Source organism: Bacillus sp. J14TS2 (assembly GCF_018333015.1).
Classification (GTDB): Bacteria; Bacillota; Bacilli; order Bacillales; family Bacillaceae_C; genus Lederbergia.
Window position 1 is genome coordinate 307,328 of sequence record NZ_BORE01000006.1, and the last position, 21,783, is coordinate 329,110.

At 36.0% G+C, this 21,783-nt stretch carries 21 protein-coding genes and 1 pseudogene; 5 read left to right on the forward strand and 17 right to left on the reverse strand.

What is annotated here, in order from left to right; translation table 11 throughout:
- Positions 1-264 precede the first annotated feature (264 nt).
- On the forward strand, positions 265-1,197 hold the full coding sequence (locus tag KI375_RS11570; RefSeq protein WP_212973641.1) for a hypothetical protein: 933 nt from the start codon (positions 265-267) through the stop codon (positions 1,195-1,197).
- A gap of 468 nt (positions 1,198-1,665) precedes the next feature.
- On the opposite strand, the gene KI375_RS11575 is transcribed toward KI375_RS11570, so the two are convergent.
- From KI375_RS11575 to KI375_RS11610, 8 genes are all read right to left on the reverse strand, one after another.
- Positions 1,666-2,226: a class I SAM-dependent methyltransferase gene (locus tag KI375_RS11575; RefSeq protein ID WP_212973642.1), complete on the reverse strand. Its 561-nt coding sequence runs from the start codon at positions 2,224-2,226 to the stop codon at positions 1,666-1,668.
- A gap of 79 nt (positions 2,227-2,305) precedes the next feature.
- Entirely contained in the window at positions 2,306-3,343 is a 1,038-nt protein-coding gene (locus tag KI375_RS11580; protein ID WP_212973643.1) for a serine hydrolase domain-containing protein, read from the reverse strand.
- Between the two features lie 787 nt (positions 3,344-4,130).
- Positions 4,131-4,676, reverse strand: coding sequence for an NADPH-dependent FMN reductase (locus tag KI375_RS11585; RefSeq protein WP_212973644.1), 546 nt, complete (start codon positions 4,674-4,676; stop codon positions 4,131-4,133).
- Between the two features lie 249 nt (positions 4,677-4,925).
- Positions 4,926-5,354 (reverse strand): NUDIX hydrolase, encoded by a 429-nt coding sequence (locus KI375_RS11590; RefSeq protein ID WP_212973645.1) that lies wholly within the window; start codon positions 5,352-5,354, stop codon positions 4,926-4,928.
- Positions 5,355-5,462: 108 nt separating this feature from the next.
- Positions 5,463-6,218, reverse strand: coding sequence for a phosphoribosylformimino-5-aminoimidazole carboxamide ribotide isomerase (gene hisA / locus KI375_RS11595; protein WP_212973646.1), 756 nt, complete (start codon positions 6,216-6,218; stop codon positions 5,463-5,465).
- Between the two features lie 98 nt (positions 6,219-6,316).
- Complete coding sequence (locus KI375_RS11600; protein ID WP_212973647.1) at positions 6,317-7,222, reverse strand: aminoglycoside phosphotransferase family protein; 906 nt, start codon at positions 7,220-7,222, stop codon at positions 6,317-6,319.
- Positions 7,223-7,534: 312 nt separating this feature from the next.
- Entirely contained in the window at positions 7,535-8,035 is a 501-nt protein-coding gene (locus KI375_RS11605; protein WP_212973648.1) for a GNAT family N-acetyltransferase, read from the reverse strand.
- A gap of 27 nt (positions 8,036-8,062) precedes the next feature.
- Positions 8,063-8,989, reverse strand: coding sequence for a GNAT family N-acetyltransferase (locus tag KI375_RS11610; RefSeq protein ID WP_212973649.1), 927 nt, complete (start codon positions 8,987-8,989; stop codon positions 8,063-8,065).
- A 200-nt stretch (positions 8,990-9,189) separates the two neighbouring features.
- On the opposite strand from KI375_RS11610, the gene KI375_RS11615 reads away from it, so the two are divergent.
- On the forward strand, positions 9,190-10,452 hold the full coding sequence (locus KI375_RS11615) for an MFS transporter (RefSeq protein WP_212973650.1): 1,263 nt from the start codon (positions 9,190-9,192) through the stop codon (positions 10,450-10,452).
- 137 nt (positions 10,453-10,589) lie between these two features.
- On the opposite strand, the gene KI375_RS11620 is transcribed toward KI375_RS11615, so the two are convergent.
- The 5 genes from KI375_RS11620 to KI375_RS11640 all read right to left on the reverse strand — a co-directional run bounded on the left by KI375_RS11620 (position 10,590) and on the right by KI375_RS11640 (position 15,835).
- Positions 10,590-11,141: a GNAT family N-acetyltransferase gene (locus tag KI375_RS11620; protein WP_212973651.1), complete on the reverse strand. Its 552-nt coding sequence runs from the start codon at positions 11,139-11,141 to the stop codon at positions 10,590-10,592.
- A gap of 64 nt (positions 11,142-11,205) precedes the next feature.
- Complete coding sequence (locus KI375_RS11625) at positions 11,206-12,225, reverse strand: phosphotransferase enzyme family protein (RefSeq protein WP_212973652.1); 1,020 nt, start codon at positions 12,223-12,225, stop codon at positions 11,206-11,208.
- A 300-nt stretch (positions 12,226-12,525) separates the two neighbouring features.
- Positions 12,526-12,789, reverse strand: coding sequence for a CD3324 family protein (locus tag KI375_RS11630; RefSeq protein WP_212973653.1), 264 nt, complete (start codon positions 12,787-12,789; stop codon positions 12,526-12,528).
- Positions 12,790-13,292: 503 nt separating this feature from the next.
- Positions 13,293-14,270: a DUF3800 domain-containing protein gene (locus tag KI375_RS11635; RefSeq protein ID WP_244852557.1), complete on the reverse strand. Its 978-nt coding sequence runs from the start codon at positions 14,268-14,270 to the stop codon at positions 13,293-13,295.
- Between the two features lie 809 nt (positions 14,271-15,079).
- A complete protein-coding gene (locus KI375_RS11640; RefSeq protein ID WP_244852559.1) occupies positions 15,080-15,835 on the reverse strand; it encodes an alpha/beta fold hydrolase in 756 nt (251 codons plus the stop codon).
- 270 nt (positions 15,836-16,105) lie between these two features.
- Here KI375_RS11640 and KI375_RS11645 point away from each other — a divergent pair, with 270 nt between their 5' ends.
- Together KI375_RS11645 and KI375_RS28130 are read left to right on the forward strand one after the other, a co-directional pair.
- Positions 16,106-16,453 carry an SRPBCC domain-containing protein gene (locus KI375_RS11645; protein WP_212973655.1) on the forward strand — a complete coding sequence of 116 codons (348 nt, stop codon included), beginning with the start codon at positions 16,106-16,108 and terminating at the stop codon, positions 16,451-16,453.
- 255 nt (positions 16,454-16,708) lie between these two features.
- Positions 16,709-16,898 (forward strand): annotated as a pseudogene (locus tag KI375_RS28130) (tyrosine-type recombinase/integrase); the annotation flags it as partial.
- Positions 16,899-17,245: 347 nt separating this feature from the next.
- Here KI375_RS28130 and eno read toward each other — a convergent pair.
- Positions 17,246-18,481 carry a phosphopyruvate hydratase gene (gene eno / locus KI375_RS11650; RefSeq protein ID WP_212973656.1) on the reverse strand — a complete coding sequence of 412 codons (1,236 nt, stop codon included), beginning with the start codon at positions 18,479-18,481 and terminating at the stop codon, positions 17,246-17,248.
- A gap of 133 nt (positions 18,482-18,614) precedes the next feature.
- Between eno and KI375_RS11655 the strand changes: the two genes are divergently transcribed.
- Entirely contained in the window at positions 18,615-19,511 is an 897-nt protein-coding gene (locus KI375_RS11655) for a LysR family transcriptional regulator (RefSeq protein ID WP_212973657.1), read from the forward strand.
- A 745-nt stretch (positions 19,512-20,256) separates the two neighbouring features.
- Here KI375_RS11655 and KI375_RS11660 read toward each other — a convergent pair.
- The 3 genes from KI375_RS11660 to istB form a co-directional block, all read right to left on the reverse strand.
- Positions 20,257-20,526 carry a hypothetical protein gene (locus KI375_RS11660; protein ID WP_212973658.1) on the reverse strand — a complete coding sequence of 90 codons (270 nt, stop codon included), beginning with the start codon at positions 20,524-20,526 and terminating at the stop codon, positions 20,257-20,259.
- A 53-nt stretch (positions 20,527-20,579) separates the two neighbouring features.
- A complete protein-coding gene (locus tag KI375_RS11665) occupies positions 20,580-21,029 on the reverse strand; it encodes a DUF2798 domain-containing protein (RefSeq protein ID WP_483861599.1) in 450 nt (149 codons plus the stop codon).
- 133 nt (positions 21,030-21,162) lie between these two features.
- On the reverse strand, positions 21,163-21,783 hold a 621-nt coding region (istB, locus tag KI375_RS11670; protein WP_212973659.1), incomplete at its 5' end, for an IS21-like element helper ATPase IstB.

Here is a 21,783-nt window from a genome sequence, read left to right on the forward strand (position 1 = left end):
AATATAAACCTCCCCTGAGCGTCTTTTAAAAAAAGGAATATTATACTTATCTCGAATAACAATCGTTCACATTTTAAAGATAAAAACGAATATTTACTAGAACAAAAATTATAATAACAGTTAATAACCGAACAATCAACCAAGAAATAACAATTAACTTCTAATTTTTATTAAATCCTTGTCAAAAATACCGATATATTCCTTGGGTGAAAGCAAAAAGGGACATAAAGAGAAATTCATCATGTGAAATTGGGGGTAGGGAATATGGTACAACTTTTGGTCCTTATTTGCTTTGGACTCATTACAGCATATTTTGCCAGCAAAAAAGGGAAACATCCGTTGCTTTGGTTTATTATTGGGGGACTCTTGCCTATTATTGGATTGATCATTTTATTATTATTAAAAACGGAAAATAGCTCATACAATCAATTTGTTGCATTTTTTAGAGGATTAGTGATTGTCATCTCGATAACTGTAGTTTTTGTCTTAGTGGGCACTGTTCTCCCAATTGCCTATATGGATGTTCAATTAAAGGTATTTGGTACAGACAAAACTCAATCTATTTTAATACAGGAAGTATTAACTACAATTTCGGAAGGAAAAAAGGCAACCATTGAAGATGTAGCTTCCGCTTCAAGTATGTATCATTCAAAAGGCAGAGGGATAGAAGAATTCCTTGAAGATATACTGAAAGGGAAATTAACTAGAATACAGTTTGCCTTTGGCTTTATCGGATTTTTACTTTCATTGCTACTCGTTGTGGGGCGGAATAAAAAGCAAATGATTAAAGAAAGTTATACTAATCTTTCCGAGACTAAAGTATTTCAGTTTCTAACTAAATGGAGAAAAAAGATTATTATATCCCTTATCATCCTGATTGGTTTTGGCTATAGTTTTGCCGCCGTGGGATATTATTATAAGCAATTTAACATTGAACGGAATCCTGAGAATTACTATTTCAATCAATTCGAAAAAAGAAGTGAGGAACCTCTTTCCTCAACCCAACGGGAACTTATATATCATTTTTTAAATGGAGAAGAATATATCATTAAGGGAGTAACCATAAAAGAGGCAGAGGACACAAAAGGCAAATTTAAAATTTTTGGCTATATCCTTGGCTTATCCCTTATCTTCTATCTAAATAAGCCCTTATGGAGCACACGCCTAAAAAAGCCTTCAAATAGCGGAGGTTTGTAACACAACAAACATCATTTATAAAATAGTTGGTAATCAGATTGTAATCCCTCTCTAATCTTCATTTGATAAGCTTATTTATGAAATGAAGATTGAGGGAGTTACGAAATGAACATAAAAGCTTTAATATGTAAATTCTTAAAAAGACATAAATACAACTACTATACAGATGAATGTATTAGATGTGGAAAAACGAAAAAATAACTTTACAGAAATAAAATAACGTGCCTGTCCCAAAAGTCGAAAATCGCCAAAATGGCTCCCTTGCCTCAGGGATAGCTTCAGTCTTCTCGCTTCGCTATGGGGGTCTTCAGCTGATGCTATTCTCGTAGCGTATCGCCTAGGAATCTTTTCTCCTTTTTTCGTTGTCGAAGACTTTTGGACAGCCCCTTCTAGTTTCGATAATCAAAAAAGGCTTTCTTTTATTCTGGCATGGCTTTCTGGGTGTTCTACTTTTTCCGTGTGTGTGATTTAAATCGGTTTTATCGCATCAACAATGAGGGAAACAAAACCAAGTTCTCCATTTTTGTTTCTGTGGTCAAATCGTTTTGAACGATAAATGAACCCTTGATCTTCATCCCAATCATTATAATGAAATTTCCCCCTTTCATCACAATACTCTAAAAGAAAAACATTAAAACCAGCCTCTTCAAACATAGAAGTAATCGTTTTATAATTATGAACTATTTTATGACTTGCAGCTGGATGGTCTTTAGGTCCTGGTCCCCCTACTTGTACGCTAAGCTGATAATCTTCATTAGGAAAAAAGCCATCAGGTACAGCACAGCGAACATATCCTCCAGGCTTTAGAAATTCAAAACATGTCCTTGCAGCTTTTACCCCTTCTTCATACGTTAAATGTTCCCAGACATGTTCGGCTAGGACAGCTTCTAACGAATTCCGAGTAAACTTCCCTTCCCAATCAGCCTTTTTTAATAAATTCAATTCCGTTTCTTGGGTTTGAAGCCAAGTCGAATTGTTATCATATTCTCCTGCACCAATCACAACTTTTAAATTTTCTTGTGTATTCATTCTACTATTCTCTCCATTCATCAATTAATAGGGCGAGTGAATTAACTACAGCTACTTTTATATTGTTCCAACTGGAAATTTATAACATAAGTGAGTTATATATTTCTCCTATAATCCCTTCCATTTGATGAACGCCTAATTCTGCATTTGTCATGATAACAGCACCTTTTTCTGAGTGTGGAATTGCTACCAGCATACATTGAAAGCCTACTCCCCAGCCGAGTGATGTAATTGTTAATTCATTTTCAGAGCCTTCAAGAAACACCCCTAAACCAGTCCAATTCATACCTTTTTGCGGGGTGATCATTTCTTTTGCTAAGCTTGCTGAAATGCCAATTTTACTTTCTCCTTTTAGAGCATTTAATAACTCGAGAACTAATTTGGCTAAATCTAAAGATGTTGCCCATAACCCAGATGCAGCTGGATAAGGATAGATAGGATACTTTCCGTCTACCAATTCACCGTTTTTATTATGACCACAGGTGAGTTCCTTTTTACCCACCTCTAACATTTTTGTATTCAAATAGCTATTTTCCATCCCTAATGGCCTAAATATTGCCTCATTTACCGCCTGTTCAAATGACTTCATGGTAACATCCTCGATGAGCTGCTGAATAACACAAAAACCTGCATCTGAATAGTGGAACTCGCTCCCTGGTTCGCACTGTACTTTAATAGGAACTTGGCAATAAGGGGTTTTCCCCCGTAATAATTCAGCCATAACTAGGATTCCTATTTTTGAATTCAGTTCAGAAAAGCTACCCTCAGGATCTTTAATTCCAGATTGATGACTAAGCAACCTCCTTAATGTAACGCTTTCATTTCTCGTAAACTCATTTTCCGGTACCTTCCACGCTACAAGTCTTTGATTTACATCCTCATCTAAATCAAGAAGCCCTTCACCTACTAGTTTCATAGCAATCATTCCTACTAAGAACTTGCTAATAGAACACGCACTCAAAACAGAACTTTCATTTACTTTCCTTCCGCTTTCTACCTCTAGTAAACCATAATTTTCGGTTCCACTAATTTGCCTATTCTCAATTAATGCAATGCTTAAACCAGGCACATTATAATGCTTCATTCGCTCTTTAATGTTAATATTTTTTAGTCTCATATTTATTCCCCTTACAAAAAGTGCTATTAAGTAAAATTATAACAGGAATATACGTTCTTTTATAGCGGATTGGAACAATCTTATTTTTAATTATACGAGGGGGGATCATTATGAGAGTTATTCGCCATTTGGAGGAAAACGAATAGCTCCCGGGTTACCAGTCCGGGAGCCAAATGGCATAAGAATTACCGCAATTACTTCTTACTAAAAAACATTTTCAATCCCAGCGTTCCATCATTAGTGACGAATTCCGGTCGTCTGTTTGATCATTTAAATCATAAGCTCGCTCCCAGAAGCAGCGAAGATCTCCGCCCTTTAATTCTTGCCCAGCAAGTACTAATTAGCCGCTTCACTACCAAAACGGGAAATGGCAGCTTCAGGTAGCTTATTTTTAAAATCATCAAAAGTTTCTAAGACATAATCACTAACTTTGTCTAGATCTTCTATTGGTTCATCACCTCCTTATAAGGTTCATGACTTCCCAAAAAAGACTATAGCAATAAGAGTCTGCCATCATTGCTTCCTCAGTCAATATAGGTAAATGCGAGCGAGCATATACGATTGCAGCCATTATAATTCTAAGTTATCTTCGGCAAAACCAATAAAGACAATCTCATATTTTCTATTAATTGATATCCACTCGAAAGTTTACCGAAGGAAACAAAGTTTATTTAATACAAAATTTACCACATAGATATTCAAAAGTCAATCGTCTTGCAAAAAATTTTAAATAATAAAAGGGCTAGAAAACAATTTATTATTGTTTTCTAGCCCTTTACCTATAGCCCTAATAATCACTATCCAATTTCTCTGTCAATGTGACAAGTATCCTGCCAAAATCCCTAATTCTCTCCTGCACTCGCTTATCAATGATGATATTATCCTCAGGGTCAAATTGGTCAAAGTTAACAAATACATTCTGTGGAAGAATCATTCCCCCAAGAAAACGAATGATTGGCTCCAAATTGAACTGCGCCACCATAAAATGCTTATCCGAACCAGCATTGGAAATATAACCAACCACTTTTCCTTTAAAAGCTCGCTCTGGCATTAGATCCAACAGATTTTTTAGGCTCCCAGAAATCGATGCCTGATAAATCGGCGTACCAATCACGATACCATCCGCCTGTAAAATCTTGTTTACAACTGTTTGGGTATCGTCATTATAAACAGATAATGGAAGTCCTTGCATAAACTCTATATCGAAATCCTTTAGGTCAATTAACTCAATTTCTACATCCGAATTGGCTTTCTTAGCAGCATGTAAACAATCATAAACCATCTGAGATATTTTTTGACCTGAGAGCGCTCCAGAAATACCGACAATCTTCAAAAAAACTCCTCCAATCAAATGCAATATAATAAAGGGATTCTTTAAAATCAATCCTCAATAATTGTAATGCCTCGAGTAAATACACCGCATTCGGAAAAATGCTCATAAACTTGGGACCATTCTGATACTAAGAGACCTTCCCTATAAAGAAATAAAGATCTAAATTTACTCTTAGTGTATCACCGATTTGCTTGATAATAGCTCTGAGAAATAATTAATATACAATCTATTTCAAAAACATCACAACCGCTAGCTCCATAAGTTAAGTACCCGACACTTCGTTACTATTTGTTTTTCCCGCACAAATGCTAATACACGCTTAACCTCTTTATGATTCTTCATTTTGCTTATTGGAAACCACCTTAATTCTTTTAGTTCCTGTGAATCAGTTGATAATTCAGGTTCAGTCCCCAATTCAGCTTTGCCTCCAATAACCCTTCCAAGATAACAGTAATAAAGACCATCGATTGTTTCATTAAAAAACGCACACACCAGATCTATGATTTCTATTTCCAAACCCGTCTCTTCTTTTGTTTCCCTTATCGCACAATCCGAAGGTTTCTCACTAGGTTCTATCCTCCCACCAGGTAACGTCCAAAAAGTGTTCCCTTTATATGTTTGGCGAACCATCAATATTAAATCATCTTTAATAATCGCCGCACAACTTCTAGTTCCCATTCTGTCCCCTTCCTAAGCACAATCCTCACAATGCTGAAACATCAAACTAGCCACGACCACAAGAATTTACTTTCAGTTAATTTGAAGCATTAGAAAAAGGTTTTCAATCTACTTATTTTTACAAAAATCAACAACTTCACTATAAGATAGGTCCCCACCAAATAAATCTAATGAACTTCCTATCGTTAAATCTAATTTTCCGTTAGATAGCTCGAAAAAAGCCTCTACATCCTTTAACGATCTTATCCCACCTGCATACGTGGTTGGAATCGAAATCCATTGAATTAATTGTTTAACCAAGTCTTCTTGAATCCCAGTACGTTTTCCTTCCACGTCAACTGCGTGTATCAATAATTCATCACAATACTTTTCTATTTCTTTAATATTCGTTTCATTAACCTCAAAATTACTAAATTGAGTCCATTTGTTTGTTACTACAAACCATTTACCGTTTTTTTGCTTGCAGCTTAGATCAATTACTAACTTATCCTTCCCAACTTCGCTAACCAATCTATTTAATCTATCTATATTAAGTTCGCCATTCTCAAATATATATGAGGTAACAATTATATGGGAGGCCTTATTTTCTAGGTAAAAAGAGGCATTTTCGGCTGTAATACCACCTCCAAGCTGTAAGCCAAAAGGGTATTCTTTTAACGCCTTTATTGCAGACTCTTTATTCCCCTCCCCTAACATTATTACATGTCCTCCCTTTAAATTGTCTCTTCTAAATAATGATGCATAATATGCGGAATCGTAATTTGAAACGAAATTTTCAACTGTCCCCTGATTGAAACTAAACGTATCTCCTATTATTTGCTTAACTTTCCCTTGATGAATATCTATACACGGTCTGAATTTCACTTTTATCACTATCCTTTTTTAGTTCGATAATACGGACTCTTGTTTTCCTTCTGAATTTTAGTAATCACGCTTGTTACTAAGCAATATATAGCCTATGATCACACGTTATTAAACCATTCAGGTGGTTGATTATGAATGAAATCGTGGGTTTCAATTATATATCGAGTTCTTTCTTGTACGTACTCTAAATTCCCCATTCTATAACCACCGATTTGACTCGCATGTAAATTTAATGCAACAAACAAATTATACTTTCTCCAGAATAAATCAGAAATTTTATCATCAAAGTATCCCATTACCTGCCCCTTAGCAAAACAAGCGCTTACCTGAACAGTATACTTGGGTATTTTGAAAAAATCCTCTAATGGGTCCCCCCAATCAAATGAATCAAAATCAATAATACCATTTAATTTCTTATCCTTTATAATTATATTTTGAGGATGAAAATCGTCATGTTGAAAACAAATCGGACTATCCTTGAGAATCGATATGTTCTCATCGATATAACTTTCCACAAATCTCTGTTTATAGAAAGTAAGTCCTAATTTTTTGCATGTCTCTACTTTATTTCGATATTTTTCTAAGCGTTTATTATACCAATTAATGGAGTGATCGTAAGTGATTAAATGAATCTTTTTTAGTTCCTTCCCAGACTGCACCCCAATCTTATATTGTAGATCCGTTCCTAATGTTGGCAAAGCTACATCTCCGCTCATACCATCTATGTATGATAATAATAAATAACACACCTGCTCCTCTTCGTTTAATTCAAATATAAGTGGTTGTTGGCACAAAACATTGTTTTCATAGTGTCTCTTTAATAAATCAAATTGCAGCTTAATCCTATCCCTTTTCTCAATGTTGTAGATTTTCAATAGATATAATGGGTTGTCGTCACCTGAAGAAAGCTTAAATTTTTTGGCGCTTGAATATCCAGATGCTAATTCTTGATATCTGTCCACTGGTAAATGGTGGTAAGAAATAATATCTTTTATATTAATCATTTATTCTCCTTTCTGTTTTCATAATATCTATCCTTATTCTAAAATGTGAAATCTTTTCAATCAAATTCAAACTTAACGCGCCATACACAGCGAGAACTGATTACTGCCATGATTTTTTACCAGCCACTGTCATATGATTTATCACTCATAGCCAATGTATGTACCAATGTTGTAATGTCAAAAAATGAATCTAAAAAGTAGGATTTTGAGAAATAAAAAAATCTAATTCCTTCACATTTTCACAGAGAAATTAGACTGGTAATCAAAAAAAATCGCTCCCTATTGCAGAGGAAAGTGTAACATTAAATAGTTTTACCATAACTTATTTAAAAACAAATCATATGATGGAACACTTTTATATTGCCCTTTTGATGTAAAACCGTGGTGGTCAATATCCTTTGTTTTAATAAAATCATTAAACCCCCAATTATTGTACATTTTTTTCAGGTGTACTTCATTTGTTTCGACTCCAACAGTGGCTTCTGTAAAATTTTTTTCTCTAATTCTATCTAATACTTTATTCATAAGTTTACTTCCAACACTTTTTCCTTGAAAATTTGGTTTTACACGGTAAGAAAATATATAAGCTCTTTTAAGACCATCCGCTTCATCTTTATCAACTGAATTCCAAACAATATGTAATTCTCCAATTAAACATTCCCTATACTCAACAACCCATAATTCTTGCATTCCTTTATTTATTCTAAAAATAAATTTCTCCTTTGTTTTTTGGTGATTCTCCGTCCAAAACCAATTTAGATTATCAAAATCATTAATGCTTCCCTTTCTAAATTTCATTTGTTGAATGTCCAAATTTTCACCCCTCATCATACTTTTATTTCAAACCTGACACGATTTACACCAAACGAACATTTTACCCAACTCTTTAAATCCGACCTTCGTATATACACGTAAAGCATCATCCGGTTCTGGATCAAGTGTCCATAAGCCGCCATGATTGATGTAAAGTTTAGATAAGCCTAGTTCTTTTAATCGCTCCATACTTTCATATAGCAAATTGGTGGCTAGACCTTTTCTCCGATGGCTTTCCTTCGTTCCAAATGGTTCAATGATAGCAATATGATTGTGCACATCATGCCATATGTTCGCAAAAGCAACCACTTGATCATTCTGATCAACAACAACTAAATCCAACTCTTTCCTATATGTTGGCCTATCCATCAAACGTCTGTATTTCTCCATTTTGGGAATTCCTAGCCCTGCAGAAACACCCATTATTTCCGCTTTCTGTTCAATGTCTTGGGGTAAAATAGGGCGAGCCATATATCCTTTAGGAAAGTTAGGAGATGTAATCTGGTTTTGTAAATCTTTTACTCCTGAATACATATACCATGTATGTTTTGAGTAACCCCTCGCTTTTAAAATGCCTGTCCTTAATGTATCTTCCTCATATCCCCAAATGTATACTTCTTCCCCTGTACGATCTTCTAATGATGGTCCACAATATCTTTGTTCTGCCCAATCTAATATTTCATCTTCTAAATGAGCATATTCCAAACCTGTTACACAATATAAGATTCGGTAAAAACCTGGCCAAATTGCGCCAATTACCTTACCATTTTCTATTTCGCAAATGGTTACATTCTCTTGGAAAGTATTATCCTCTTCCTCCATAGCCCGAATATAATCCAAATCTCCAAGACTCGGATAAAACCTGAGTTCAGGGTTCTCAAATTTCCGCATTATTAATGTGCGTATTGCTTCATAATCACTCTCATTTTTATATGATCGAAATCGAATCCCCATTTGTATGTCACCTCTTTAATCTAATCAATTTGCGACTTTCATTTTTTTGTTCCTATTATTGTAAGATATTCAACTTCCCCGTTATATATAGGATTTATTTGGTAACTGTTTATTGCACAAAAACGTTCGGTAAAAAGAAGTTCCTAATATTATTGTTATCCCATATACATAAGAGTAAAAGGCTACGGGAGTAGAAATCATTGGATAAACAAAATAGCAGGTTTAGATGGGTTGTATTTGCTGGTGTGACATTTACTTATTTATTCATGTCGAGTCAGCGAACGGCACCAGGTTTGATTACAGACCAATTGATGAGCGATTTTGCTATAACGGCATCAACAATTGGATTACTGGCAAGCATACAGTTTTTTGTATATACCGGTTTGCAAATTCCAATGGGTATTTTGGCTGATCGTTTTGGCCCCAATTTTTTTCTGATTATTGGAGCCATCCTGACAGGCGCTGGTACGATTATTTATAGCCTTGGTACGCATGAATTTATCTTACTTTTCGCAAGAATATTGACAGGGATAGGGGATGCAACGATCTGGGTTAATTTGGTGTTAATTTTAAGCCAATGGTTCAGTGCAAAGGAATTTGTAAAATTAATTGGCTTAGCTGGAATGACAGGAAGCCTCGGGTTCGTTTTGGCAACAGTGCCTTTTTCTTTATGGATTGACCTACTTGGCTGGAGGGCAGCATTTTTTACAGCAGGACTACTATTGTGCTTATGTGGGTTGTTTCTTTATATTGTACTTGTAAAAAAGCCGCAGCAACCAGTATTTGTAAAGAATGAAACACACCAAGAAAAAACGCTCGTTTTACTCAAAAGAATCTGCTCAAGTTGGCAGGCATGGGCTTTATTCTTTTGTCACTTTGGGATGGTCGGTGCGTATGTTGGATTTATCGGTTCATGGGCAGTGCCCTATGGGATGAGTGTGTTTGGGATGACACGGTCAGATGCAAGTCAGCTTATTTTGGTTGGCCTAATCGGAGCACTTATTGGGGCACCGCTATCCAGTTGGATTTCAAGTCGATTAGAAATGGTGAAACGCCCATATATTGTGGTTCATACAACAATGTTATTGAGCTGGTCAGTCTTTGTGATCTTTACTGGAAAGCCGCCGATTCTCTTGGTTACGATACTTTTCTTTGTTATCGGCCTTTGTTATGGAGCATGTATGCTCACCTTCGCCTTCATCCGTCAATCTTATCCTATATCAGAGTCCGGCCTTGTCTCCGGCTTTGCTAATACTGGAGGATTCTTGAGCGCCGTATTGCTCCCAAGCATTTTTGGCGGTATCTTAGACCATTTTCAGGCTTCAGGCAATATAAACGCCGGCTACCACTACGGCTTCATCATTCCGGTCATCTTTTCCCTCATCGGTTTAATCGGAGTGCTTTGTATTAAGGAATATAAGCGTGAACGGCAGGCACTTACCGATTACGCTCGTCACCAATAAAACGAAAGAGGATGCCACCGGAAAAGCGAAACTCACTTTTCCGGCGGAATTCTCTATAAAATCGACTTTCTCTATAAACCCTAGTAAATCAACGTTCATAGGTGGTTACTTACATTATTTCACCCATAAATCATTTTCTACCTGTGTTCCTCCGCATTTTTGTTATTAAATCGAAAAATAAGTTTATATCCATCAAAAGTTTCCCCATGTTCTTCAACATAAACCCCGTGAGTGTAATTAGAAATTGTCTTCCTCCAGAACCTTTGTCCTATAATGTTTTTTTCTAAAGGATTTGTGAATAACTCCCAATTCCCCTTAAATTCTTCAAACACTTTATTCGCTACATATTCCGCAATACCTTGTCCTCTATATGATTGGAGTAAAAAGAAATCATTTATAAAAAAGTCAATTCCTTTATTGCAATGCGGCGGGGTCGCTATTAGGATAAAACCAGCAGGATTTCCATTTATTGAAATTAAATAAGGAAATAATATATGTGGCTTTTCCCACCAAATACTCTGAACTTCATATTGATCTGTTAATGTTTGAAAATCATCAGTATTCTCGTAAATTCCATGTTTATTTGGGGAATTGCCATAATGTCCTGAGAGATCATATAAATACAATGGATATAAATTTTTTATAATATGTGATTCATTTTTATTTGTTAAATGCATATCAATTTCCATCAGATTCTCCTTAATGAATAATATTAGATATAAGCCTAATACAAAAGCAACCACCAACTAATTCTTATTCAATTTTGACTGGTTGAATCATTTCGAATAAAAATGGCGTATTATTTAGGTAGTTTCTTATATAGGCTTGGGCGTACTTTTGCTCATCAATTAAACCTATTGTTTCCCTTGGATCTGATGCATGATGGCAGTAATTTTCAATCATAAACATAATAAAAAAACATTCTAGATATCGGACATAATTTATTTCTAGTTTTCTAACACTCTCATAGCCTTGGATAAACATTTGCCGATTCTTCGGCATAAGTTCTAATAATGTGCCAGCGATATCATAAAGATAATACCCGTAACCACACCTTCCGAAATCAATCGGATATGGATAGCCATCTTTAAAAACAAGATTACCTGTGTGTAAATCCGCGTGAATGAGTCCGTAGTTATCGTCGTTCTTAGGAATTACAGCGAGTTCAGATAAGACCTTTTTAGCTGCCGATTGATACATCCCCCACGATTTCTCCGATAAAAAACGTGTATAATGACGTTCCAGCTTAGCCATTTCAAGTCTAAAGCTATCAGCTCCCCAAATGGGTCGGACAAAACCGGGTGGTGGAGAAAAACTAGCTGCTACTTCATGAAGCCGGCCCATCAATACCCCCATTTTATAAATACAGCTATCCGTAAACTCCTCTTTTGCATGCTCTCCCTCCACCCACCTCATTATCGTGACACACGGTCGAAGATATCCAGCATCAGTATCTACTTCTAAAATATAAAAACCATCACGGCTCATTAGACCTTCTGGGACAGTGAGATCATCCGATTTGTTCAAAACGTTAAGTAAGGTAAGTTCTGACTGGATTTCTTCTTTATCCAATTTATCTGAATGGATACGAAGCAAAAAGTTTTCTTTTGAGCTTGTCCCTATTTTATATGTGATTGTGTCAGATAATTGAATAAATTGGATGTTTTCCCATTCTAAGTCATACTGTAGTAACGACAATATAGCGATTTTTCTTGCTCTTTTTAATAAAGACTTTCTATTTTCGTCAGTATCAAATTGAAAAAAATTAAGCATAAATTGTTAGCCTCCTGAACTGTTAAGGGATACTGATATGTATTTATTGTAATAATAGTGCACATATGAATATAGATAATAAACGATTATAAATTATATTTTATAGAACAAAAGCGCAAGCGCCCGTTTAGCGACGTACAAACTTTTTAAGCTTCTGACGAGATAAAGGATACACGGCGAAGTATGAGCCGATGTTGACTTATCGTAGGAAGAAGCTGAAAGTTTGCTAGTCGCTGGGCGCTGGAGCTAGACGACAAAAAATCACATCAGAAATTAATCCAATGTGACAGGTAATATCTACTATTTTGGGTAAACAATTTTTTTAATGCTATCGCGAGAAAGGAAGAATTGTTCCGAAAGCTGATCTATAGTTTTACCGACAGAGAATAGTTGTCGGATCTCACGGTTCCTGTAGTTCAGATAACCTTTACTTCCGGAAATTTCACCCCATTCCTTTCGTAATCCTTTAGAAACAGGGACATATACCATTTCTCCATTTACATACTTTTGTATTTCCTTCAGTAATTCTTTCGGAAAGATACTTTCCGCATTTACATATTTCATATTAGCCTCGCTCCTTAAAATAAATTAAATTTTTAAGGTAGCAAAGTTATTACTATAAACAATGATCACTGTTCAGGCGGAAAACAATTGCTCGCCCCATACAAACAACCGCCTTGTTTATAGTGTAAACTTTGCATGGAGCTAATCTTTAAACTTCTGATAGCTTTCGCCATAGTGAACCTCCTCCCTATCCGTAATACAGCCACAGTTATATTTCCATTGAATAACTTCGATTAGGACTGCTCAATATCCTTTAATCCAGCGACTAGTTTTGCATTTTCGTTGTAGTTCAAAGTAAGTTTGGTCCTTTTCATGAGACTTTTTAACACTTGTCCTCTTTAACTCCATAAGTCATTCCTTAAAATCTAAAGACTTAGATGGTGCTTCTTTTCTTTTATATGGTAAATTAAATTCTTGTATATTTTTTCTGTACGATCTCGAACGGTGGTTTACCATTTTTTAATTTGCGTTAGCAAGTTTCTGCCTCTTTTAAAGTTTCACATCTAAAACTTAAAGATGTTATAATAATTTCGCATAATAAATGTGTTTCGTCCTTTGCCACTAAGTTGGTCAAGATATCCAAGTAACATTCTTAATTGATTATTTGTATAGTTCATTCGTAGTCTTATATCTTTAGTAGTATCAGCAGGATTTCTGCGGTTCGATATGTTTGTCATTTCATTAACATCAAACTGTGTTTTAAATGCCATAAATTGTGATAAATACTCCGCAATATTGACTTCATGAATAAAATCCTTTTGTCCGTCCCATTTAAAAATATTAATTTGTTTCTGAAATAATTCGATATTATTTCCTTCAATTAAAAAACGATAAATAAGATCACTTTTAATTATTGGTTTATCATCTTCAACATTCAAGTATGACTTTTCCATTAGGAATACAACAATCCCCATAAATAAATCAACTATTTGGAGCGGGATTGATTTATAAGAATCCTTATACCATGCCTTATTGACATAATATTGCATCCCACGATATATAGCATGTGCATTCATTTGCTGTTTTAGCTTAGAATATACCTTCATCTTTCCATATTCGGGACTATGGTCCACTACAATTTCAACTGTTTTATAATCATTTGAAAGTCCTCTTGTCAAACCATAAAAAAGCCGTTCGGGAATCTTAACATAAAATAAATTACGTAATTCTGTTACTGAAATATTGGCATTTCCAGCAAAATTCAGTGCAATATCATTATCTACAACAAAAATATTAATTTGAAAGTGTGTTTTTATGAAATGATGTAAACAATAAATATAGGGTGCTAGATCCTTATCATTATTATATTCAGTAAAGTGATATTCACTTTTCTTACCCGTCATTCGTAAAATTTTATTAATATCCGATACTATACTATCAGACTTGATTTGTTCAACACCATATGCACCGTAATAAGAATATTTTTTTGTCGCATCTAACTTATTGGATTCATCAAAAAAGATATTATATCTCAAAGACATTCACCAACATTCACCTTCTTGACTATAAAGGTATATTTGTTTATAATTTACGTATAATACAATATGCATTACTTCCAATCACCGTTTTGATAGGGAGTTTTTCTTGAAAGACCACCCAGTCACCGTTTGGACAGGCGTGGTCTTTTACTTATTCTTTTATATATTTGAAATACCTTAATTTGCTTAGAATCTCCTAGCAACTATGTAATAAATTTTCTACTACAAGTTATTTTCAGCCCAATACACTTTTTTCAAAAACCCTTTCGCTCACAATTTGGCATATTTCATACTATAAGCCAAAAGCACCAACTACACTTATTGATTACAGGCTAATAACTACTATTTAAGCCTTACACCTTTACTATAAGGAAGAATAACGTTTATTTATCCCCACTAACGGGCAGTAATCCCCCACCTCAAGCTATTAGAGAATACGGAGAAGCATAGGTGGGGGATACACTGCCCTAATCTAGCTTCAGCGCCTAGCGACTAGCAAATTTACGATTTCTGTTTGCGTAAGTCAACATCAATTCGCCCTTTGGGCTCATCGTGTTTCCTTTATCTCGTCAGAACCCCTTAAATTTGTACGTCGCTGGACAGGCGCTTTCGCCTTTTTGAGTAAAAGCCCGATTGGTTCAGGCCAACAAGATGTTGGTCACAAAGGCGTAGCGACGTATAGGGTGTACTAGTGCAGACGAGGTGACAGGACGTCGCGTTTGAGTCTGCCGACAGGATGTCGCGATTTTAACCTTTGATCCTCTGAAATCAGTGGGGGATGAAAGAACCCCCCCACTGATTGAAGGTTCACTTTATGGTTGATCACTAACTGTTTCTAACATACTCTTGATTGTATCTATAACCACTTGCGGGCAATCAATGTGAATATTGTGTCCAGCATTTTCTACAATTATCTGTTCGCCCTTTTTCGATAATTTCACGAGTTCCTCTTGGAGAGACATCCATGCAGATAAAGATTCTTTAGTATGGTGAGGTTGTGAACCGGCTGATAATACCACAAGCGGGGTACTACCAAGTGACTGTGCATTCCGTACTTGTTTTAAGCTTTCTTCAAACTCACATAAAGTACCCTCTTCAGTAAATTGATTATAGTAGTCCCTTTGCACATTTTCTTTAAAAAGAGGCACTACTTTTTCATTCTGATCTTGGTGACAGGAATCTAGTAGGATAATTCCAACTACCTCTTCTGGGTATGCATGTGCATACAGTCTTACATTTACCCCTCCAAATGAGTGACCAACAAGTATATAGGGTGGAGGTATACTTGCCTTTTGGAGCAGCTTATGGAGGTTTTCAACAATTTGTTCGCTGTGGCGCGGTCTCCCGCTCTTATCACTTTTACCCAGACCGTCTCGATCATAAATAAATATTTTTGCTAATTGCGATACTTCATCTTGAATAAGCTGCCAATTCGCTAAAGTATAGCCATATCCAGAATCACACACAATAGTTGGAGTATTATGGCCCTTCCCAAAATATTCGTAGTATAATTTTATACCTTCAATATCTAGAACTTCTTTTCTTTGCACACTGATTGTTTTGTTCACAATAAACCTCCTTGCAACCCTTAAATACAGCGCTTTCATTTATAACAAACCAATTTTTATTACTTTCCACAATACAAGTCTTATTTATGCCCCCATCTAAATCAATTTACTTAAGGCGTATTCCAATTGGAGTATGCTTTTCTTATGATCATTATAACGAACTATCGTTCCCGTTTCAATCGATTTATAAAAATATAAGCAGGAATTATGAATATAGAAATAGAAATAAAAACCAATAAACAAAAACGTAAAAGACAGGGAGTGAGTAAAATGGAACCTGAAATTATTGGCCAAACAAAAACAGTTGGATTTCAGGTAGGTGTCAGAAGGACATTCCCGATCTCACAGGAGAAAGCTTGGGATCTTATTACTTCTGAAGAAGGATTGAATTTATGGTTGGGGGAAAATACAGGTGTTATTCTTCAACCTGGGCAGAAATACATTACTAAAACAGGTGTAGGTGAAATTCGCATTGTTAAACCTCTGCAACAGCTCCGCCTTACATGGCAAAAAGAAGGTTGGAAAAATCCGTCTACAGTACAGGTTCGAATTATTTCAAAGGAAACCAATAAAGTGAAACTTCAATCAGTGGGGGGGGTTTCCTTCATCCCCCACTGATTGTTAGTTGAACAAATCGGGCTTTTACTGGCTGTTGATCCCCCACTTACAATTCTAGGTTTTTCCACGAATTCTTGAAGTGGGGGTATTACAGCCAGTTAAGGCGGGATAAAACAACGATAAGTTTTCATCAAGAGAATCTTCCAAACAAGGATATTAGAGAAGAAATGAAGGAATATTGGCAGATAACCTTTGAGGGAATAAAGGCAAGGATATAATATTCCTCTTCAACTAGGATGGTGGAAAGAAAATTTTAAAAAAACGACAATAAAGAATCATGCCACTCCCCACATTTTCCGCCATACTCATATAAGCACAGTTAACAGAAGCTGGGTAGATATCGCAACCATTATGGGACAGAGTTGGTCATGATGACATAAAGACGACCATGAAAATCTATACACATGTATGCAACATGAAAAAGGATGCCTCCAGGAAAGTGTAAATTACTTTCGGAGGCGTCCTTTATAAAATCGACTTTAAACAGTCTCTATGAGATTTGGTGACTTTTTTCTATAAACTCATAAAATTACGTACGCTAAACCTTGATATTGGGTATTTTATTACATAACTCCGCCCTTTAAGTCAGAATATAATCTGAATCCTCGGTAACTTGGACTATGCTTTAATAATTCAATTAGAATTCAATGATCCCTGATTTTCTGATAGTTGTATGCAGACGTTAATGGAGGAAATTACGAAAAGAACAGCAAGAGCATGGCAGTAGTCTTAGTGGAAAAAGAATTAAAAGCATTAGCTTCAAAAGATGTGGCTAATGCTTTTGTTATGTCATTATAGCTGTTCTTCAATTCGGATCAGTTGATTGTACTTACTTAAGCGCTCACTTCTTGCTACAGAGCCTGCTTTAATCTGCCCGGAATTGGTGGCTACAGCAAGATCTGAAATAAAGCTATCCTCTGTATCTGCTGAACGGTGTGACATTACGATACCGTAACCAGCTTTTTGAGCTTCTTGAATGGTATCTAGTGTCTCAGTTAATGTACCAATTTGATTCGGTTTTATTAAAATAGCATTGGCTACATGTTCTAGAATACCCTTCTTTAAAAAGAGAGAGTTTGTAACGAAGATATCGTCACCCACCAATTGAAGTTGTTCACCTAGCTGCTGAGTAAGTAGCCTCCAGCCTTCCCAATCCTGCTCATCGAGTCCATCTTCGATCGAAACAATCGGATAAACAGAGGCTAGATTTTTATAGTATTCAACCATCTCCTTACTTTGTAGCTTCTTCCCTTCAAAATGATAGTAGCCTCCATCGAAAAATTCACTTGCTGCTGGATCAAGAGCGATAGATATATCTATCCCCGGTCTATATCCTGCTGCTTCAATAGCTTGGATAATGAATTGGATGGCTTCCTCACTTGTATCTAATCTTGGAGCAAATCCTCCCTCATCACCAACCGCTGTAACAAATCCCTCTTCAGCAAGCAATCTCTTTAATTGATAATAAACCTCGGCACCAAACCGTACCGCTTCTCTGAATGAATGGGCTCCATGCGGAACAATCATAAACTCTTGGATATCTATTCCTGAATCAGCATGTGCACCACCATTAATAATGTTGAATAATGGTGTCGGCAAAGAACGTGAGCCTTGAACTCCTCCAAGGTATTGATATAGAGGAACGTTTAATGTTGCTGCAGCAGCTCTTGAGCAAGCCAAAGATACACCAAGTATAGCATTTGCTCCAAGCCTACTTTTATTTTCTGTACCGTCTAGGCTTAACATAGTATCATCAAACTGCTTTTGATTAAAAACACTCAGTCCTTGCAGCTGTGTTAAGATTTCTCCCTCTGCGTTTTGAATAGCTTTTGTAACTCCTTTTCCTAAGTATCTATTTGGCTCTGTATCTCTTAGCTCAAGTACTTCATTTTCTCCAGTTGAGGCACCAGAGGGTACGGCAGCACGACCTAAAACTCCTTCAGTTGTAATGACATCCACTTCAATCGTCGGGTTACCACGTGAATCAAGTATTTCTCTTCCTTTAATTTGTTTAATTAATCCTTGCATAACCAGTCCTCCTTTAATTCTTATAAATGGTTGTTGTTCTATTTCTATCTTTATAGTAAGATAAAGTTAAAAATAAATAAAATATATGTTTTTACATATTACATATAAATACTATATATAAGGAGATGAGGTTATGAATCTTCACGCCTTAAGATTATTTTATACAGTAGCTACGTTCGGCAGTGTAACTAAGGCAGCTGATGAGCTGAGAATTAGTCAGCCCGCCGTGACGAAGCAAATTAAACAATTTGAAAAGGACATTAATACAACATTATTTGTACCAAAGAATCGTGGAATTCAGTTAACAGATGCAGGCAAAACCTTGGCAGAGCAAGCGGAAAAGCTCTTTTCATTAGAACGACAAATGGAAGCTTATTTAAAAGATTATGCACTTGGAAAGACGGGCGTTATCCGCTTGGCAGCAACCTACCTACCGGCATATTTTCTTATTCCAGCCTGGGCCGCTCAGTTCAAGAAAGAGCATGAGGATGTAGAAATAATTATTACAACGATGAACTCTCGAGAAGCCTTTAATCAATTGATCCATTTTGAAGCAGATGTAGCCATTTTTGGCGGAGGAAAGGACGAGCAGGAAACGGAGTTGATCCACTGGGACGAGCTTTTTCAGGATGAGCTATGGTTTGTGGTTCCAAAAGGACATCCTTTTGCAAATCAGGAAATATCTTTAGACGAAATGGTAACCGTTCCATTTATCATGCGAGAGGAAGGCAGCTCTACAAGGGAAAGGTTATTTGCCTTGTGTAAGACTTACCATGTAAAGGCACCTAAAATATCTCTACAGTTCAGTGGATTAAATGAATCTATAAGAGCTGTTTTAGCAGGGTATGGTGCGATTTTTATATCCTCACTCGTTGTACGTGATCTAGTAGAGAAAGGAGAGTTATCACAAGTTTATGTTAAAGGGGTACAGCTGAAAAACAGTATCGCTATTTGGACTAGAAAAGGAGAGGTCTTAACACCTGCTGTACAAAGTTTTATTGATTTAGTTAAGAGGGATGCCAGTATATAATTCAGTGCCGTTCTGTTAAAGAGATGAAGTGTAAAACAAATGAAGCATAATACATATCTACAGAGAAAATAGAAAAATGCTTATTCCTAGAAGGGAGGAAGTCCACTTATAAGGTTGGTGATTAAAATCAATTGTGAAAGATTACACTTAAATTCATGGGTGCTTTTGTTCAATAAGGTATGGCAATGTTCTTCAACAATCTGGCGCTTTAGCCACCTCGAGTCATTATTCGACAAAAGGAAATATTCACCTGCAACTATTTTCATATTTTTCTTGCTGTCTCTGTAACCAGGTATTCATCACCCATGACCAGCTGTCTCCTACCTTATTAACATGCGTTTTTGTATGAACTCTATGTTTCTGCCAGCTCTAAGATATATAACAAAAAGATGTGATCACTAAAAAAGAGCACCCAAATAGGATGCTTTAAACGTCTTGCCTATATGAAACCCCTTCTGCCTTCCTTGATTCTCTAGCCGCGGAACGAATTTTCTCTCTTACTTCATGTGGATCCTTTATTTTTTTCAGTATGTACTTTGGATCTGATTCGTCAGAACTCAAAAGCTCGATATAGCTTAACGTTTTTGTCATAACGCCCTGTTTTCGTATTTTAAGTCGTTCATTTGGGGTGCGGCACCCAAGCGTGAGGGCTATCTTTTATAAAAAGAAAAAGCGACCCACCCGCATAAGTGAGTCACTTTCCTAGCCGAAGACAACAAATTTGCTTAGGGTCCTCGTAATTAAATTACTTTGTCTCTTGTAAAGAATCTACAAGCTTTTTAGCATCTAACATCGACATACCCTTTTCCAGTCTTAAATACTTTATGGCTTTAACCTCTCCAAGTGTTCCTAGCTTTTCTTCCACTAAAGCTAATAATTCATCGTTCGATTCATAATACAACATTTTCTGGTTCTGTTGCCTTAAGACTTGTGTCTTCTTAGATTGTGCAAAGACAATTAAAAGCAAACCAATGTTTAAAATTAAAGATGCGATTAAACCCAAACTAATATCCATTATTTACCTACCCCCGCTTGGATTAAATATAACATATTTATCCACGCATTTTCTCAAGCTACTATGTTAGTTTTAATATACTTAGTGAATATGTGACGCACTAGTGGTCCCATAACAATAATCTGTAGAGGTAACGCCATAATCAAATTCTTACCAAAAATGGCAAAATAATCTACAAGCACTGATTTAGAATTAAAACCACTATAAATATATGTTGATGCTAATCCGTAAATAGACATAAAAAACGCCATTCCTAAAACCATGCAACTTGATATGGCTAGAACTGTATAGATTTTTTTGCTTGTATTTGCAGTCAATTTAAATGCCAATTTTTTAGCATTAGGACCTACTATAAACATATCAAGTATAAAAGCAACGACAAATCCAATTAAAAAATCAAGTAGCCCTTCTATAAAAGTTATTTTCCCAATTGATCCATTAAGGTATAAATTATATATAGTCATAACTAATACCATCCCAAAACACATTGTTGTTTTTGTCAATATTAAATTGAGCCAGAGCGATCACTTCAAAAGTGAGCCACTTTTTGTAGAATATCCTCTGTAAGTAGGAGGGATTAGGTGTTTGGGGTTCTTGCCCCTCCGGGGCAAGAACCCCAAACACCTCGCGCGCCGATTACCCCCCAGCTGATTCTCGTTGTTTCATACTTTGTCGGAATCGAAAAGATTCACCATTAAGCAAATGGATGTGTGAGCGATGGGTAAGACGATCAAGTAATGCTGCCGTCATTTTTTCGTTTCCAAAAAGGTTTGTCCACTCTGTAAATTCAAGATTCGTTGTGATCATAACGCTAGCGCGTTCGTACCGGCTTGAAAAAAATTGGAATAATAATTCTGCTCCCGTTTTGGAAAAAGGTACGTATCCAAGTTCATCTATAATGATCACATCGAATTTGAGCCATTTCTTCTCAAATGCGCCAAGTTTATGCTCCTCATTAGCCATTAAAAGTTCCTCTACTAATTGAGAGGCGGTTATAAATTTTACTTTGTATCCAATTTGAATCATCTCTATTCCGAGTGCTATGGCAAGATGCGTCTTACCAGTTCCACTATTGCCTAAAAAAATTAGATTCTCCTTTTTCTCTACAAACTCTCCCTTGGCCAAAGTGATAAAGCGATTTCGATTTAAACTTGGCATTAAACTAAAATCATAGGTATCTAGTGTTTTTTGAACAGGGAACGATGCTTGCTTTAGTCGGCGCTGCCTTTGATTTTCTTCTCTGGTTTGTAGTTCCGT

Coding starts and splice junctions, on each gene's coding strand:
- KI375_RS11630 (WP_212973653.1), bottom strand. CDS start 12,789: ATGAAATATGTAAATGCGGAAAGTATCTTTCCGAAAGAATTACTGAAG.
- KI375_RS11580 (WP_212973643.1), bottom strand. CDS start 3,343: ATGAGACTAAAAAATATTAACATTAAAGAGCGAATGAAGCATTATAAT.
- KI375_RS11570 (WP_212973641.1), top strand. CDS start 265: ATGGTACAACTTTTGGTCCTTATTTGCTTTGGACTCATTACAGCATAT.
- KI375_RS11635 (WP_244852557.1), bottom strand. CDS start 14,270: ATGTCTTTGAGATATAATATCTTTTTTGATGAATCCAATAAGTTAGAT.
- KI375_RS11660 (WP_212973658.1), bottom strand. CDS start 20,526: ATGGATATTAGTTTGGGTTTAATCGCATCTTTAATTTTAAACATTGGT.
- KI375_RS11645 (WP_212973655.1), top strand. CDS start 16,106: ATGGAACCTGAAATTATTGGCCAAACAAAAACAGTTGGATTTCAGGTA.
- KI375_RS11575 (WP_212973642.1), bottom strand. CDS start 2,226: ATGAATACACAAGAAAATTTAAAAGTTGTGATTGGTGCAGGAGAATAT.
- KI375_RS11610 (WP_212973649.1), bottom strand. CDS start 8,989: ATGGGGATTCGATTTCGATCATATAAAAATGAGAGTGATTATGAAGCA.
- KI375_RS11590 (WP_212973645.1), bottom strand. CDS start 5,354: ATGGGAACTAGAAGTTGTGCGGCGATTATTAAAGATGATTTAATATTG.
- KI375_RS11655 (WP_212973657.1), top strand. CDS start 18,615: ATGAATCTTCACGCCTTAAGATTATTTTATACAGTAGCTACGTTCGGC.
- KI375_RS11620 (WP_212973651.1), bottom strand. CDS start 11,141: ATGGAAATTGATATGCATTTAACAAATAAAAATGAATCACATATTATA.
- KI375_RS11625 (WP_212973652.1), bottom strand. CDS start 12,225: ATGCTTAATTTTTTTCAATTTGATACTGACGAAAATAGAAAGTCTTTA.
- eno (WP_212973656.1), bottom strand. CDS start 18,481: ATGCAAGGATTAATTAAACAAATTAAAGGAAGAGAAATACTTGATTCA.
- KI375_RS11600 (WP_212973647.1), bottom strand. CDS start 7,222: ATGATTAATATAAAAGATATTATTTCTTACCACCATTTACCAGTGGAC.